Below are 14,646 nucleotides of genomic sequence, written 5' to 3' on the forward strand. Positions count from 1 at the left end.
GCCTTGTGAAGATCCTGGGGAGATGTCCGCCCGCCGCGCCGAGGCATCGCGCGGCGTGCGTCAGAATGAACGGGTGACCCTCTACCGCGACGAAGGCATCGTCCTGCGCACCCAGAAGCTGGGCGAGGCCGATCGCATCGTGACGGTGCTGACCCGGCGGACCGGCCGGATCCGCGCCGCGGCGAAGGGGGTCCGCAAGACCAAGTCCCGGTTCGGCGCGCGGCTGGAGCCGTTCACGCACGTGGACCTCCAGTTGTACGAGCGGCGCTCCCTCGACCTCATCACGCAGGCCGAGACGCTGCGCCCGTACGGGGAGGCGCTCGTCGCCGACTACCCCCGCTACACGGCGGGGACGGCGATGCTGGAGACGGCGGAGAAGCTGGCCGGCGACGAGGGGGAGCCCGCGCTGCGGCAGTTCCTGCTCCTGGTCGGCGGGCTGCGCACCCTCGCCGAGCGCGCCCACGACCCGAGGCTCGTCCTGGACGCGTTCCTGCTGCGCTCGCTGTCGGTCGCCGGATGGGCGCCCGCGCTGGACGAGTGCTGCCGCTGCGGCACCCGCGGCGGGCTGCGCGGGTTCGCCATCGCGGCGGGCGGCGCGATCTGCGCGAACTGCCGGCAGCCGGGCGCCGCGACCCCGGCGCCGCCGACGTTCGCGCTGATGCTGGCGCTGCTGCGCGGCGACTGGGAGTACGCCGACGCCAGCGAGCAGCGGCACCGGGCGGAGACCAGCGGCCTGGTGGCCGCCTACCTCCAGTGGCATCTGGAGCACGGGATCCGCTCGCTGCGCCACGTGGAGCGGGACGCGAACCCCCGCGCGCACGACGAGTCACACGACGACACCGACAGGGAGCGAGTTTGAGCAGGTCCGTATCGCCGCCGGAGCCGCACCGCGATGGTGCGGTCCCGCCCGCGATCCCCGCGGAGCTGGTGCCGCGGCACGTCGCCATCGTGATGGACGGCAACGGCCGCTGGGCCAAGGAGCGCGGGCTGCCGCGCACCGAGGGGCACAAGCGCGGCGAGGACTCGCTCTTCGACGTCATCATGGGGGCGATCGAGCTGGGCGTCCCCTACCTGTCGGCCTACGCGTTCTCCACCGAGAACTGGAAGCGCTCGCCGGACGAGGTCCGCTTCCTGATGGGCTTCAACCGGGACGTGATCCGCCGCCGCCGCGACCAGCTCCACGCGATGGGCGTGCGGGTGCGGTGGGCGGGCCGGCGGCCGCGGCTGTGGCGCAGCGTCATCAGGGAGCTGGAGACGGCCGAGGAGATGACCCGCGGCAACGACGTCCTCACCCTGCAGTTCTGCGTGAACTACGGCGGCCGGGCCGAGATCGCGGACGCGGCGGCGGCGATCGCCCGCGACGTGCGGGCCGGCCGGCTCAACCCCGACAAGATCAACGAGAAGGTGTTCGCCCGCTACCTGGACGAGCCGGGCATCCCCGACGTCGACCTGTTCCTGCGTTCGTCGGGGGAGCAGCGCACGTCCAACTTCCTGCTCTGGCAGTCGGCGTACGCGGAGATGGTGTTCCTCGACACGCTGTGGCCGGACTTCGACCGCCGCCACCTGTGGCACGCGTGCCAGCTCTACGCCTCCCGCGACCGCCGGTACGGCGGCGCGGTCCCGAACATCGTGGAACCCGCCGCCGCGACCGGTTGACGCCCCGGGCGCCCGGCCGGCGCCTCAGGCGAGGGCGGCGTCCAGGGTGATCTCGGTGCCGGTGAGGGCCTTGCTGACCGGGCAGTTCTCCTTGGCGTTCTGCGCGGCCTTCTCGAAGTCGCCGGCGGAGAGCCCCGGCACGCTCGCCCGGACGGTCAGGTGGATGCCGGTGATGCCCTCGCCCGGCTGGAAGGTGACCTCGGCCTTGGTGTCCACCTTCTCCGGGGGCGTCCCGGCGCCCGCCAGGGCGTGCGAGAGCGCCATCGAGTAGCAGGTGGAGTGGGCGGCGGCGATGAGTTCCTCCGGGCTCGTCCGCCCGCTCGGCTCCTCGGCCCGCGACGCCCAGGTGACGTCGTAGGTGCCGAGCTTCGAGGAGTCCAGCGAGACGGTGCCCTGGCCCTCCAGGAGCGAGCCTTCCCAGTGCGCGTTTGCGGTACGTGTCGTAGCCATGCCCCGATTCTCCACCATGGCCCCCGCCGGCGGATCATCAACCCGGGAATGCCCGTGCCCGTGTCGGCGCGGACCGGGGGAGAGCCCCGTGCCCGGGCGGGCACGGGGCTCCCGTCCCCGGAACGGGGGTCCTAGGCGACGTTCACCGCCGACCAGGCGGCGGCCACGGTGCTGTACTGCGTGCTGCCCGCGCCGTAGAGGTCGGCGGCCGCGTTCAGGGTCGCGGTCCGCGCGCCCTTGTAGTCGGTCGAGGACGTCATGTACGTGGTCAGCGCCCGGTACCAGATCTTCGTGGCGGCGTCCCGGCCGATGCCGGTGATCGTGGAGCCGTTGGACGTGGGGCTGTTGTAGGAGACGCCGTTGACCGTCTTCGCGCCGCTGCCCTCGGACAGCAGGTAGTAGAAGTGGTTGGCGACGCCCGAGGAGTAGTGCACGTCGAGGTTCTTGGTGTTGGACGACCAGGCGTCGGGGGAGTTGCCGTCGCGGCTCGGCTTGTCCATGAACCGCAGCGCGGGCTTGCCGAAGCCGGGCAGGACGACCTCCTCGCCGACCAGGTAGTCGCCGACGTCGTTGGGGTTGTTCGCGTAGAACTCGACGGCGGCGGCCATGATGTCGGACGTGGCCTCGTTCAGTCCGCCCGATTCGCCGGAGTAGGTGAGGTTCGCGGTGGCGCTGGTGACGCCGTGGCTCATCTCGTGGGCGGCGACGTCCAGGGACGTGAGCGGGCCGAGCTGGGAGCCGTCACCGTCGCCGTAGGTCATGCAGAAGCACGAGTCGTCCCAGAACGCGTTGGCGTAGCCGTCGCCGTAGTGGACGCGGTTGAACGACCCCTTGCCGTCGCCGGCGATGCCGGTGCGGCCGAAGACGTTCTTGTAGAAGTCCCAGGTCATGTCGGTGCCGAACTGGGCGTCGACGGCGACGGTGGCGCGGTCGGACGTGCTGCCGCTGCCCCAGTGGTTGTCGGCGTCGGTGAACAGGGTGGCGGGGGCGCGCCGGAAGCACCAGATGAGGAAGCAGAGGTCGGTCTGGTTCTCGGCGTCGCCGGTGTAGGTGCCGCCGCGGGTCGGGTCCTTGAGCTGGTAGGTGCTGCCCGACTTGGTGGTCTCCAGCGGGACCGTGCCGGTGTAGAGCGACTTCCCGTCGCCCGCCTCGGTGCGGATCATCTCCTCGCGCAGCAGGACCTTGCCGGTAGCGGCGTCCACGGAGGTGAAGATCCGGCTCGGCGTCCCGTCGGCCTGCTTGCCGACGGTCTGGACGCGCCAGGCGAGCCGCGGCGCGTGGTCGGCGGTGCGCGCCTCCACGACCAGGGCGGGGGAGCCGTCCGCCTTGCGGTGCTCGGTCACGGCGCGCTTCTTCGCGGTCGCGGCCGGCACCTCGGGGGTGGAGTCGGCGGGCGCCTGCGCGAGCGTGCCGCTGCTGCCGCGCCACGCGCCGGCCGCCGACTGGTGGACGACGATGTCGCCGCCCAGCACCGGCAGCCCGTTGTAGGCGCGGGTCATCCGGGTGTGGGAGGTGCCGTCCCGGTCGATGCCGACCCGGACGACCTTGAAGGACTGCCCGTCCCCGGCGCGGACCTGCGCGCCGCGTTCGGCGAGCGCGTGGAGCGCGCGCTCGGCGGCCTTCTGCGGGGTGGGCGGGGACGGCGCCTGCCGCGCGGAGGCGGGCAGCGCGGTGCCGGCCGTCGCGAGCAGGGTCGCCGACGCCAGGAGCGCGGTACGTCGGCTGGTGAACGCCCGTCTTGTCATGTACGCCCTCTCGTGCGGGCGCCACGCACCCCCCGAGAGGCCCGCCGTCGGGCCCGCCGTGGCGATGCGACATTTATGACATAGGGCAGGACTGTTGTAGATGTGACAATTCGCCAATAAAACCCGGCGGCGCGTGTGGACTACGCGTCTTGCTACCGATCAGTAGAGTGCTGGTCCGCAGCTCAGCGGCGGGCGGCCGAGCAGGCGGCGCAGGTGCCGAACACCTCGACGGTGTGCGTGATGTCGGTGAACCCGTGCTCGGCGGCGATCGCGTCCGCCCAGCGCTCCACGGCCGGGCCCTCGACCTCGACCGTCCGGCCGCAGTCGCGGCAGACCAGGTGGTGGTGGTGCTGCTCGGTGCGGCAGGCGCGGTAGACGGCCTCGCCCTCGTCGGTGCGCAGCACGTCGACCTCGCCCGCGTCGCTGAGCGCCTGCAGCGCCCGGTACACGGTGGTCAGGCCGATCTTGGAGCCGTCGGCGCGCAGGTCGGCGTAGATGTCCTGCGCGCTGCGGAACCCCTCGCAGCCGGCCAGCACCTGCCGCACCGCGTCCCGGCGGGCCGTCGTCATCCCCCAAGCACCTCCGCCTCGGCATCCACGCGCGCCTCCACGCCGGACCCGGCGGGGACGGCGCCGTCCGCCGCGCGGGCGCGGGCGCGCCTGCGGCGCACCACCGAGCCCCCGGCGACCGCGACCACGAACGCCGTGAGCGCAAGCAGCACGATCGAGGGGCCTGGAGGCAGATCGTACTCGAAGGACCCCGCGAGACCCGAAACGGCCGAGACCACACCGATCCCCATCGCGGCCAGCATCGTCTGCCAGAAGCCCCGGGTGACCTGCTGCGCCGCCGCCACCGGGACGACCATCAGCGCGCTGACCAGCAGCAGCCCGATCGCGCGCATCGAGATCACCACGGTGACGGCGGCGGTCGCGGCGATCAGCACGCTGAGGAACCGGACGGGCAGGCCCGCCGCCCGCGCCACCTCCTCGTCCTGGCACAGCAGGAACAGCTCCCGCCCGAACACCGCGACGATCGCGAGCACGGCGGCGGCCAGCCCCGCGACCACGTACAGGTCGGTCACCGTCACGCTGCTGATCGAGCCGAACAGGTACGACTGCAGGCTCGCCGAGCCGCCGCCGTTGGCGTTCGTCAGGATCACGCCGCCCGCGAGCCCGCCGTAGAACAGCAGGGCGAGCGCGACGTCGCCGCCGCTGCGGCTGCGGGCCCGCACCACCTCGATCGCCACCGCGCCGAGCACCGACACCACCAGCGCGCCGAGCACGGGGGAGGTGCTGGTGAGCAGCCCGAGCCCGATGCCGGTCAGCGCGATGTGGCCGATGCCGTCGCCGAGCAGCGACAGCCGGCGCTGGACGATGAACGTGCCCACGGCCGGGGCGGTCAGCCCGATCAGCACCGCCATCACCAGCGCGACGCGCATGAAGTCGTACTGCAGCATCTCGCTCACGCGGGCCTTCCCATGGTCGCCGTCCGGCCGACCGTCGTCGCGTGGGTGGTCGTCTCGTGCACGACGCGGCCGTGGCCCAGCTCGACCGTGCGGGTGACGAGCGGCTCCAGCGGGCCCAGCTCGTGCGCGACGAGGACCACCGTGCGGCCGCCGGCGGCCAGCTCGTGGAGGGTCGCGGCGAGCGCCGCCTGGCTGCGCGCGTCCACCCCGGCGGTCGGCTCGTCCAGCACGAACAGGTCGGGCTCCCCGGCGAGCGCGCGGGCGATCAGCACCCGCTGCTGCTGGCCGCCCGACAGCAGGTGCGCCGAGTCGCGGGCCCGGTCGGCGAGCCCGACCGCGCGCAGCGCGCGGTCCACGGCGGCGCGGTCGGCCGCCCGGTCGGTGAACGCCGCCGGCAGCCAGCGCGACCGCCGGGCCGTCCGCCCGGACGCCACGACCTCCCGGACGGTGGCGGGCACCCCGCCGCCCATCGGCAGCCGCTGCGGGACGTACCCGATCCGCCGCCAGTCGCGGAACCGGGCGGGCGCCGCGCCGTAGATCTCGGTACGGCCGGCGGCCAGCGGGACCAGCCCGAGCAGCGCCTTGACCAGCGTGGACTTGCCCGCGCCGTTCGGCCCGAGGACCGCCAGCACATCGCCGGCCGCGACCCGCAGGTCGATGCCGGCCAGGACCTCGCGGCCGTCCCGCCGGACGAGCCCGCCCGCCATCTCCAGCGGCGGCGCCGTCTCCGGCGGCGGTGCCGTCTCCTCGCTCATGAGCACTCCAGGGCCGGACGCAGGGTCCGCAGGTTCCGTCGCATGATCGTCAGGTAGTCGTCGGGCGAGCCGTCCTCGATGCCCTCGACCGGGTCCAGCACCGCCGTCCGCGCCCCCGCCTCCCGGGCCAGCGCCTCGGCGACCTTCGGGCTGACCAGCGTCTCGGTGAAGACCGTCGTCGCGCCGGTGGCCGAGATCAGCCGGGTCAGCTCGGCGAGCCGCTTCGGGGACGGCCCGCCGGACGGGTCGACCCCCGACACCGGGATCTGCCGCAGGCCGTAGCGGTCGGCGAGGTAGCCGAACGCGGCGTGCGCGGTGACGATGTCGCGGCGGGCGCAGGTGCGCAGGCCGTCCTGGAAGGCGCGGTCCAGCCGGGTCAGCTCGGCGGCGGTGGCGGCGGCGCGCTGCCGGTGGCCGGCCGCGCTGCCGGGGTCGGCGGCGGCGAGCCGCTCGCCGAGCGCGGTGGCGACGGCGGCCATGCGGCTCGGGTCGAGCCACAGGTGCGGGTCGTAGTCGGCCTCGCGGTGGCGGACGCCGTCGTGCGCCTCCTCGTCGTCGGTCTCGCCCGCCGGGGACAGCGTCTTCACCACCGACGCCGCGTCCAGTGAGCGGCCCTCGGCGTGCCGGCCGACGGCGTCGTCCACGGCGGGCTGGACGCCCCGCACGTAGACGGCGAGGGCGGAGTCCTCGATGCGGGCGACCTGCCGGGCGGTCAGCTCCAGGTCGTGCGGTTCGGTGCCGGGCTTGGTCAGCGTCCGGACGAAGACGTCGTCCCCGCCGACCCGCTCCGCCAGCCACGCCATCGGGTAGAACGAGGCGACCACCGCGGTCTTGCCGGGCGGGACGCCGGCGTCCGCGTCGGCGCAGGCCGCGAGCCCCCCGGCGAGCCCGGCCAGGGCCAGGGCGGCCGCCGGGAGGGCGCGCAGGGAGTCGGGGAAGCGGAGCACCTGCCGATTATGGACAAAGTGAAAACGGTTGTCAAAACCGTCCGATGCCGCGGCCCAGCGCGAACCCCACGAGGACCGCCAGCGCCACGGCGCGCAGAAGCCTTCCCGAGCCGTCCAGCGCGGGCCAGTTCAGGTAGGCGAACCAGCCCAGCGCGACGGCCAGCACCAGCAGCCCGGCCGCGGCGACCCAGCCCGTCCCGGCCATGCCGACCACCAGCAGCAGGAACACCGCGACGAGCAGCACCCACCGCGGCAGCCGGTGCAGGAACACCACGGGCGCCGCGCTGTGCCGCTCGACGGCGGCCCGCAGGCCGCCCCCGCGCTCACCTCTCGTCTCCACAGGCCCCAACGTACTGCCAGGATGGACGGATGATCGCGATAACCCGCTACCGGGTGCCGGACGCCGAGTCGGACGGCTTCGCCGAGCGGATGACGGCGGTGCTGGCCGCGCTGTCGGCCAGCCCCGGCTTCCGCTCCGGCCGCCTCGCCCGCACCGTCGACGACCCCGGCCTGTGGGCCCTCGTCACCGAGTGGGACGGCGCCGGGCACTACCGGCGGGCGCTCGGCGGTCACGAGATCCGGATGCAGTTCATGCCGCTCGCCGCGCTGGCGGTGGACGAGCCCGGCGCGTACGAGATCGTCAGCACGGCCTGAGCGGACCTGAGCCCGCCCCCGGCGCCCCGGCCGCCCCGGCCGCCCGGTCACGAGCGGGGCAACCGCCGGGCAAGAAGCGTTCTGGCCCGGTTTCGGCGCCGCCGCCATGGTCATCTCTGCCCCTAGATGATCACCGCGCGGGTCCCGGGGGAGAAGTGATGCGCCACGCCGTCCTGTTCAGCGTGCTTTCCGGGGCGGCGGTGGCCGCCCCCCTCCTCGCCGTCCTGGAGACGGCCCCCGCCCGGCTCGCGGCCCGGCCCGCCGGCCTGGCCGAGCACGCCGGCGCGCCGGGCGCCGCCGGGCCGCGCGTCGTCGAGTACCGGGGCCTGCGCGTGCCCGTCCCGGCGGGCTGGGCGGTGCACCGGCTCGACGCGGACCCGACCCGGTGCGTCCGCTACGACCGGCACGCCGTCTACCTCGGCCGCCCCGGGCCGCAGCAGGACTGCCCGGCCCGCGTCGTCGGCCGCACCGAGGCCGTGCACATCCAGCCCGCCGGGAACGGCCGCTCCGCGCGGACGGTCGTGCACGCCGACAAGATGGCCTCGCTCGCCATCGCGCCGAACGCCGAGCACGAGACGCGGCTCACCCTCCCGGAGGCGGGCGTCGCGATCACCGGCGTGTACGGCGCGGACCCGGGACGGCTGCAGCGGATGCTGCGCGGCACCCGGCTGTCGGCGAAGTGGACCTCGGCGCCCGCCTCGCCGTCCCGGCCCGCCGTCCGCCGGGAGGCCCCGGACCCGGCCCCCGCCGCGCCGCGCGGGGACACCGGGCTCGACCGCCCCTGGGTGCGCGGCAAGGGCTTCGACACGTGCACGGCGCCCTCGCTCGCGACGATGAAGGCCTGGAAGCCCTCGTTCAAGGTCACCAACATCTACATCGGCGGAGCGGCGCGCGGCTGCGCGCAGCCGAACCTCACCGCGTCCTGGGTCCGGCAGGTCCGCGAGATGGGGTACCGCATCACGCCCACCTACGTCGGCCTCCAGGCGCCCTGCGGCAGCCGCCCGCAGCGCTTCACCGCCAAGAACGCCGCCAAGCAGGGCGCCAAGGCGGCCGTGAACGCGGCGCGCAAGGCACGGGCGCTGGGCATCCCGGAAGGCGAGCCGATCTACTACGACATGGAGGCGTACAACAGCAAGAAGCGCGGATGCAAGGCGGCCGTCCTGCGGTTCATCGACCGGTGGGTGCGGAAGCTGGAGGCCCAGGGCTACGTCCCGTGCCTCTACAGCAGCGCCAAGTCCGGCATCCGCGACGTCGGGCGGGCGACCGGGATCAGCAAGCCCGCCGCCATCTGGTTCGCCAACTGGAACGGCCGAGCCTCGGTCTACAACGACCCGCACCTGCCGGACCGCTGGTGGTCCCCGCACCGCCGCATCAAGCAGTACCGCGGCGGCCACAAGGAGAAGCACGGCGGCGTCACGCTCAACATCGACAGCAACATCGTGGACGGGCGCGTCTACTAGCGCCTTGGCGGCCCGCCGGGTGCCCTAAGCTGGGGAATGCTCTCCGGCGGCGGGCGATGACCGCGCCGGAGCTCAATCACCGGGGATCACACTCGCCGCCGCCCGCCGTGCGCGGACCGGGGCGCACTCACTGTCCCGCCGACCGCCAGCCGGATGGAGAAGAACTCATGGCACGCCGTTCCGATGTGCTGGACACGATCGTCAACCTCGCCAAGCGGCGGGGCCTGGTCTACCCGTCGAGCGAGATCTACGGCGGGCTCCGCGCCTCCTGGGACTACGGGCCGCTCGGCGTCGAGCTGAAGAACAACGTCAAGCGCCAGTGGTGGAAGTCCATGGTGCAGGGCCGCGACGACATCGTCGGCCTCGACTCGTGCGTCATCCTGGCGCGCGAGGTCTGGGAGGCCAGCGGCCACGTGCAGGCGTTCGTCGACCCGCTCACCGAGTGCCAGTCCTGCCACAAGCGCTTCCGGGCCGACCACCTGGAAGAGGCCTACGAGGAGAAGCACGGCCGCCCGCCGGCGGCCGGGCTCGCCGACATCACCTGCCCGAACTGCGGCGTCAAGGGCTCGTTCACCGAGCCGAAGATGTTCAACGGCCTGCTCAAGACCTACCTCGGCCCCGTCGAGGACGAGTCCGGCCTCGCCTACCTGCGGCCCGAGACCGCGCAGGGCATCTTCATCAACTACCTGAACGTCCAGCAGTCCGCGCGCCGCAAGGTGCCGTTCGGCATCGGGCAGATCGGCAAGTCGTTCCGCAACGAGATCACGCCCGGCAACTTCATCTTCCGGACCCGCGAGTTCGAGCAGATGGAGATGGAGTTCTTCGTCAAGCCCGGCAGCGACGAGGAATGGCACCAGTACTGGATCGACGAGCGCATGCAGTGGTACGTCGACCTCGGCATCCGCAAGGAGAACCTGCGGCTCTTCGAGCACCCGCAGGAGAAGCTGTCGCACTACTCCAAGCGCACCGTCGACGTGGAGTACCGGTTCGACTTCGTCGGCGGCGAGTGGGGCGAGCTGGAGGGCATCGCCAACCGCACCGACTACGACCTGACCACGCACTCCAAGGCGTCCGGCGCCGACCTGTCGTTCTTCGACCAGGAGTCCGGCGACCGGTTCACCCCGTACGTGATCGAGCCCGCGGCGGGCGTCGACCGCTGCACGCTCACGTTCATGATGGACGCCTACGCCGAGGACGAGGCGCCCAACGCCAAGGGGAAGATGGAGAAGCGCGCCGTGATGCGGCTCGACCGCCGGCTCGCCCCGGTGAAGGTCGCGGTGCTGCCGCTGTCGCGCAACGCCGACCTGTCCCCGAAGGCCCGCGACCTCGCCGCGCGGCTGCGCAGGCACTGGAACGTCGAGTTCGACGACGCGGGCGCGATCGGCCGCCGCTACCGCCGCCAGGACGAGATCGGCACCCCGTTCTGCGTCACCGTCGACTTCGACACCCTGGAGGACGACGCGGTGACCGTCCGCGAGCGCGACTCGATGAGCCAGGAGCGCATCGCGATCGGCCAGGTCGAGTCGTTCCTCGCGGCGCAGCTCGTCGGCTGCTGACCCGCCGGCCGGGCCGCAAGAGCGCTACGGGCCGCCCCCGCGTGTTGGGGGCGGCCCGCTTCTCATGGGAGCACGTCCTGGGAGCGTGTCCTTATCGGGAGCGTGGTGTCACGGGGCTCGGGTCAGCCCGTGACGTACAGGGACTGGTCGTAGGTGCCGGATCCGGCGGAGGTCTCGCCCTTCAGCGCGTACGTGGCGCTGACGGTGGCGGTACCCGGGCAGAGGAAGCTGCCGCCGGTCTTGTTGACCTGGGCGTTCTGGACGCCGACCTGCGCCTCGGAGCTGCCGGTGTCGGGCCGCGAGGCGTTGTCGCCGTTGTAGCCGTTTGCGGTGAGCGTGCCGCCGTACTGGCAGCTGATGCCGCCGAAGATGTCCACGGTGGCCTTGACGCTGAAGTTGCTGATCGTGACCGTGGCGTCGCGGCCGCCGGTGTGCCCGGCGTCGTAGGTCACGTTGCCGCCGGTCCACGGCAGGTTCTGCGTCTCGATGGTCGAGCTGGTGCTGCCGGAGCAGGGGCCGCCGTTGTCGCCGCTGAAGCTGGCGCTGCTGATGGCGAGGCCGCTGCCGTCGGAGTTGATGGATCCGGTCATCGTCGACTCGCTGCAGGATCCGCTGCCGATCGACGTGGACACCGTCGCGGTGCCGAGCAGGGACGCCTGGACGTTGCCGGAGTAGGCGGCGGCCGTGGCCGAGCCCTGGCGGATGGTCGTGCCCGCGGCGTACGCGGGGGCGACCCCCGCGGCGAGGACGGCCAGTGCGGCGGTCCCGACGATCGCGGTCTGTCTGATACGTGCCACCGGAGACTCCTCTGTCCGGTTCGGGGTGGGCATACGCGAAAGTAATTCGCGTTGTCGGGCCGGGCAATGGATGGCGGCCGATTGCGGCCTGGCCGGATTGGGACACCGCCTAGTGTCTGCTGGTGGGGGCGGGAGAGCCGGGCCCGGTGACGACAGTGTCACGCCGGGTCACTTGACGGGGATTTGCGTCCGTGTTTCAGCCGTCGGGAAACGAAGCTCGTCTCCGCCCCGGAGAACCTGGGCTAGGTTGGCCTGAACGGACCGGCGGACGGCCGCCCGGCGGACGGTCGGCCGGCGGCGAGAAGGACGGCGGGAGAGGAGAGGGCGGAATGCGCGACGCGCGGTACCCCGCCCTGCCCCCTGCGCAGCGCCGCCTCGCGGGCACGCCCGCCGCGCGGCTGCTCGTCGTCCTGTTCGGCCTGCTCGGCTTCGTCGTCGGGCCGGTCGGCGCCGGCGCCCACGGCGGGGCCTCGGCCACCGGGACGGTCTCCGGCGTCCGGCCCGCGCCGGTCGCGAAGGCGCAGACCCGCACCAGGTCGTCCACCAAGCCGCGGACGGTCCGGCACGCGCAGGTCGGCCCCCGCGCGCAGGCGGTCGTCGTCGCCGCGGCCCAGCACGCGGCCGGTGCCGCCGCGCCGGGCGCGCAGCCGGTGCACGCCGCGCTCCCGGCGGCCGGCACCGACGTGCCGCCCCCGGCGGGACGCCCGTACCGGCCCGCCGCCGCCCCCGTCTCGCCCGACCTCGCACCCCCCGCCGCCCCCCGCGGCCGCGCACCCCCTCCACCGCACGGATCTGAGCCATCTGTCCGCGGTGCCGCGCGCTGAGGCGCGGTGCCGAAACCCCCGTGTGGAGGTTCCCTCTTGACGCGCGCCAACATGGTGCGGGCGGTACTGGCGTTCGCCGTGCTCGCCACATCGTTCTATTTCGCCTGGTCCAAGCCGGCCCGCCTCGGCCTGGACCTGCGCGGCGGTACCCAGATCGTCCTGGAGACCCAGGACTCGCAGACCACCAAGGCCAACCGCGAGTCCACCGACCGGGCCCGCGAGGTCCTGCACCGGCGCATCGACGCGCTCGGCGTCGCCGAGTCGTCCATCACCCGGTCCGGCGAGAAGCGGCTGATCGTCGAGCTGCCCGACGTCCAGGACCCGACCCGCGCCACCGAGGCGGTCGGCAAGACCGCGCAGCTCACCGCGCACCCCGTGCTGCCCAACACCGGCAAGGCCGCGAAAGGGCAGCAGCTGATCCCGGACGAGAGCGGGCAGCAGATCCTCATCGGCCCCGCCGCGCTCACCGGCGCCGGCATCGGGGAGGCGAGCGCCTCCTACGACGCGCAGAACCTCGGCGGCTGGGCCGTCAACGTCGACTTCAAGGGCAGCGGCGGCAAGACCTGGGAGAAGCTGACCGCCAAGGCCGCCTGCGCCACCGGCGACGAGCGGCGCGTCGCGATCGTGCTGGACGGCAAGGTCATCTCCTCGCCGCAGGTCACCCAGAGCGTGCCGTGCGGCGTCGGCATCACCGGCGGCTCCACCCAGATCACCGGCGACTTCACCGCCGACGAGGCCAAGGACCTCGCGGCCCTCATCCAGGGCGGCTCGCTGCCCGTCCCCGTGAAGATCATCGAGCAGCGGGTGGTCGGCCCGACCCTCGGCGACGAGGCCATCGACGCCAGCGCCAAGGCCGCCGTCATCGGCATCCTGCTGACCGGCCTGTTCATCGTGGCCGTCTACCGCATCGTCGGCTTCCTCGCGACGGTCGCCCTCGCCGGCTACGCGCTGATCTCCTACGCGGCGCTCGTCGCGATCGGGGCGACGCTCACCTTGCCCGGCCTGGCCGGGTTCGTCCTTGCCATCGGCATGGCGATCGACGCGAACGTGCTCGCCTTCGAACGGGCGAGAGAGGAACGGGCGGCGGCACCGGGCCGCAGCGCGCGCAACGCGCTCACGATCGGGTTCAACAAGGCGTGGTCGGCGATCGCCGACTCCGCCGTCACGACGCTGCTCGCGGGCGGCCTGCTGTTCTGGCTCGCCTCCGGGCCGGTCCGGGGCTTCGGTGTCACGCTGACCATCGGTGTGCTGGCCTCCCTCGTCTCGGCGATGCTGCTCAGCCGCGTGCTCACCGACGCCGCCGCCGCCCGGATGCCCAAGATCATGAAGGGCCGGGCCGGCGGGCTGGCCGGTCCGGGGCGGATCCGCAACTGGCTGGAGAACAGCGGCCCCGACATCATGAAGCGCAGCCGGATGTGGATCGGCATCTCCGTGCTCGCGGTCGTCGTCGCGATGACCGGGATCTTCACCCGCGGGCTGAACTTCGGCGTGGAGTTCACCGGCGGGCGCCTGGTCGAGTACTCCACCGGCCAGCACCTCGACATCGACAAGGCCCGCGCGGCCGTCGCCGACGCCGGGTTCCCGCGCGCGGTCGTCCAGACCTCCGGGCAGGACGACATCTCCGTCCGCACGTCCGACCTCACCAACGAGGAGGAGAAGCGGATCCAGGAGGCCCTCGCCAAGGAGGGCGGCGGCGCGACCAAGCAGCGCGACGAGCTGATCGGGCCGAGCCTCGGCGAGGAGCTGCGCAAGAACGCGCTGATCGCCCTCGGCATCGCGCTGCTCGCGCAGCTGGCCTACCTGACGATCAGGTTCCGCTGGACGTTCGCGGCCGGCTCCGTCCTCGCGATGTTCCACGACATCACGATCGTCACCGGCGTCTTCGCCTGGCTCGGCAAACCGATCGACGGGGTGTTCCTCGCCGCGCTGCTCACCGTCATCGGGTACTCGGTGAACGACTCCGTCGTGGTGTTCGACCGGGTCCGGGAGCTGTGGGGCGCCAATCCCAAGGCCCGGTTCGCCGAGATCGCGAACCGGGGCACGCTGCAGACCGTCCCGCGCACGATCAACACCGGCATGGGCGCGCTGTTCATCCTCGCGGCCCTCGCGTTCCTCGGCGGCGACTCGCTGACCGACTTCGCGATCGCCCTGCTGATCGGCATCGTCGTCGGGACGTACTCCAGCGTGTTCACCGCGACGCCGATCGCGGTCGTCCTGGAGCCGTTCGCGAAGTCCCCGCCGCCGCAGGGCAAGGCGAAGAAGCCGGTCCGCCGCACCGCGGACAGCTCCGGCGCCGTCGTCTAGCGCCCGCGTGCCGCCGCCGGTGCCGGCCTGGCA

The 14,646-nt window shown here is 73.2% G+C and carries 15 protein-coding genes; 7 read left to right on the forward strand and 8 right to left on the reverse strand.

Annotated elements, in window-relative coordinates; all coding sequences use genetic code 11:
- Positions 1-73 precede the first annotated feature (73 nt).
- Entirely contained in the window at positions 74-859 is a 786-nt protein-coding gene (recO, locus tag HUT06_RS13715; RefSeq protein WP_176196073.1) for a DNA repair protein RecO, read from the forward strand.
- On the forward strand, positions 856-1,656 hold the full coding sequence (locus tag HUT06_RS13720; protein WP_176196074.1) for an isoprenyl transferase: 801 nt from the start codon (positions 856-858) through the stop codon (positions 1,654-1,656). The genes recO and HUT06_RS13720 overlap by 4 nt, the downstream gene beginning before the upstream one ends.
- Before the next feature lie 24 nt (positions 1,657-1,680).
- On the opposite strand, the gene HUT06_RS13725 is transcribed toward HUT06_RS13720, so the two are convergent.
- The 7 genes from HUT06_RS13725 to HUT06_RS13755 all read right to left on the reverse strand — a co-directional run bounded on the left by HUT06_RS13725 (position 1,681) and on the right by HUT06_RS13755 (position 7,358).
- A complete protein-coding gene (locus HUT06_RS13725) occupies positions 1,681-2,106 on the reverse strand; it encodes an OsmC family protein (RefSeq protein ID WP_176196075.1) in 426 nt (141 codons plus the stop codon).
- Positions 2,107-2,237: 131 nt separating this feature from the next.
- Positions 2,238-3,851, reverse strand: a complete 1,614-nt coding sequence (locus HUT06_RS13730; protein WP_176196076.1) for a M4 family metallopeptidase — start codon at positions 3,849-3,851, stop codon at positions 2,238-2,240.
- Positions 3,852-4,033: 182 nt separating this feature from the next.
- A complete protein-coding gene (locus HUT06_RS13735; protein ID WP_138636919.1) occupies positions 4,034-4,420 on the reverse strand; it encodes a Fur family transcriptional regulator in 387 nt (128 codons plus the stop codon).
- Positions 4,417-5,316, reverse strand: coding sequence for a metal ABC transporter permease (locus tag HUT06_RS13740; protein ID WP_176196077.1), 900 nt, complete (start codon positions 5,314-5,316; stop codon positions 4,417-4,419). The genes HUT06_RS13735 and HUT06_RS13740 overlap by 4 nt, the downstream gene beginning before the upstream one ends.
- Positions 5,313-6,023 carry a metal ABC transporter ATP-binding protein gene (locus HUT06_RS13745; protein ID WP_176201351.1) on the reverse strand — a complete coding sequence of 237 codons (711 nt, stop codon included), beginning with the start codon at positions 6,021-6,023 and terminating at the stop codon, positions 5,313-5,315. Before HUT06_RS13745 ends, HUT06_RS13740 begins: the two co-directional genes overlap by 4 nt.
- A gap of 44 nt (positions 6,024-6,067) precedes the next feature.
- On the reverse strand, positions 6,068-7,018 hold the full coding sequence (locus HUT06_RS13750; protein WP_217711301.1) for a metal ABC transporter substrate-binding protein: 951 nt from the start codon (positions 7,016-7,018) through the stop codon (positions 6,068-6,070).
- Positions 7,019-7,049: 31 nt separating this feature from the next.
- A complete protein-coding gene (locus HUT06_RS13755) occupies positions 7,050-7,358 on the reverse strand; it encodes a DUF6703 family protein (protein ID WP_176196078.1) in 309 nt (102 codons plus the stop codon).
- Positions 7,359-7,387: 29 nt separating this feature from the next.
- Here HUT06_RS13755 and HUT06_RS13760 point away from each other — a divergent pair, with 29 nt between their 5' ends.
- The 3 genes from HUT06_RS13760 to HUT06_RS13770 all read left to right on the forward strand — a co-directional run bounded on the left by HUT06_RS13760 (position 7,388) and on the right by HUT06_RS13770 (position 10,688).
- The gene (locus HUT06_RS13760; RefSeq protein WP_176196079.1) at positions 7,388-7,672 is read left to right on the forward strand and encodes an antibiotic biosynthesis monooxygenase; all 285 of its coding nucleotides are present in this window, start codon (positions 7,388-7,390) and stop codon (positions 7,670-7,672) included.
- A gap of 158 nt (positions 7,673-7,830) precedes the next feature.
- Positions 7,831-9,132, forward strand: coding sequence for a glycoside hydrolase domain-containing protein (locus HUT06_RS13765; protein WP_176196080.1), 1,302 nt, complete (start codon positions 7,831-7,833; stop codon positions 9,130-9,132).
- Positions 9,133-9,299: 167 nt separating this feature from the next.
- Positions 9,300-10,688 (forward strand): glycine--tRNA ligase, encoded by a 1,389-nt coding sequence (locus tag HUT06_RS13770; RefSeq protein ID WP_176196081.1) that lies wholly within the window; start codon positions 9,300-9,302, stop codon positions 10,686-10,688.
- A gap of 122 nt (positions 10,689-10,810) precedes the next feature.
- Here HUT06_RS13770 and HUT06_RS13775 read toward each other — a convergent pair whose 3' ends face one another.
- Complete coding sequence (locus tag HUT06_RS13775; RefSeq protein WP_176196082.1) at positions 10,811-11,485, reverse strand: hypothetical protein; 675 nt, start codon at positions 11,483-11,485, stop codon at positions 10,811-10,813.
- Between the two features lie 329 nt (positions 11,486-11,814).
- Between HUT06_RS13775 and HUT06_RS13780 the strand changes: the two genes are divergently transcribed.
- Both HUT06_RS13780 and secD read left to right on the forward strand, forming a co-directional pair.
- Positions 11,815-12,309 carry a hypothetical protein gene (locus tag HUT06_RS13780; RefSeq protein WP_176196083.1) on the forward strand — a complete coding sequence of 165 codons (495 nt, stop codon included), beginning with the start codon at positions 11,815-11,817 and terminating at the stop codon, positions 12,307-12,309.
- Between the two features lie 36 nt (positions 12,310-12,345).
- Positions 12,346-14,613, forward strand: a complete 2,268-nt coding sequence (gene secD / locus HUT06_RS13785) for a protein translocase subunit SecD (protein ID WP_176196084.1) — start codon at positions 12,346-12,348, stop codon at positions 14,611-14,613.
- The last annotated feature ends 33 nt before the right edge of the window (positions 14,614-14,646 follow it).

Origin of the sequence: Actinomadura sp. NAK00032 (assembly GCF_013364275.1) — a bacterium.
GTDB lineage: Bacteria > Actinomycetota > Actinomycetes > Streptosporangiales > Streptosporangiaceae > Spirillospora.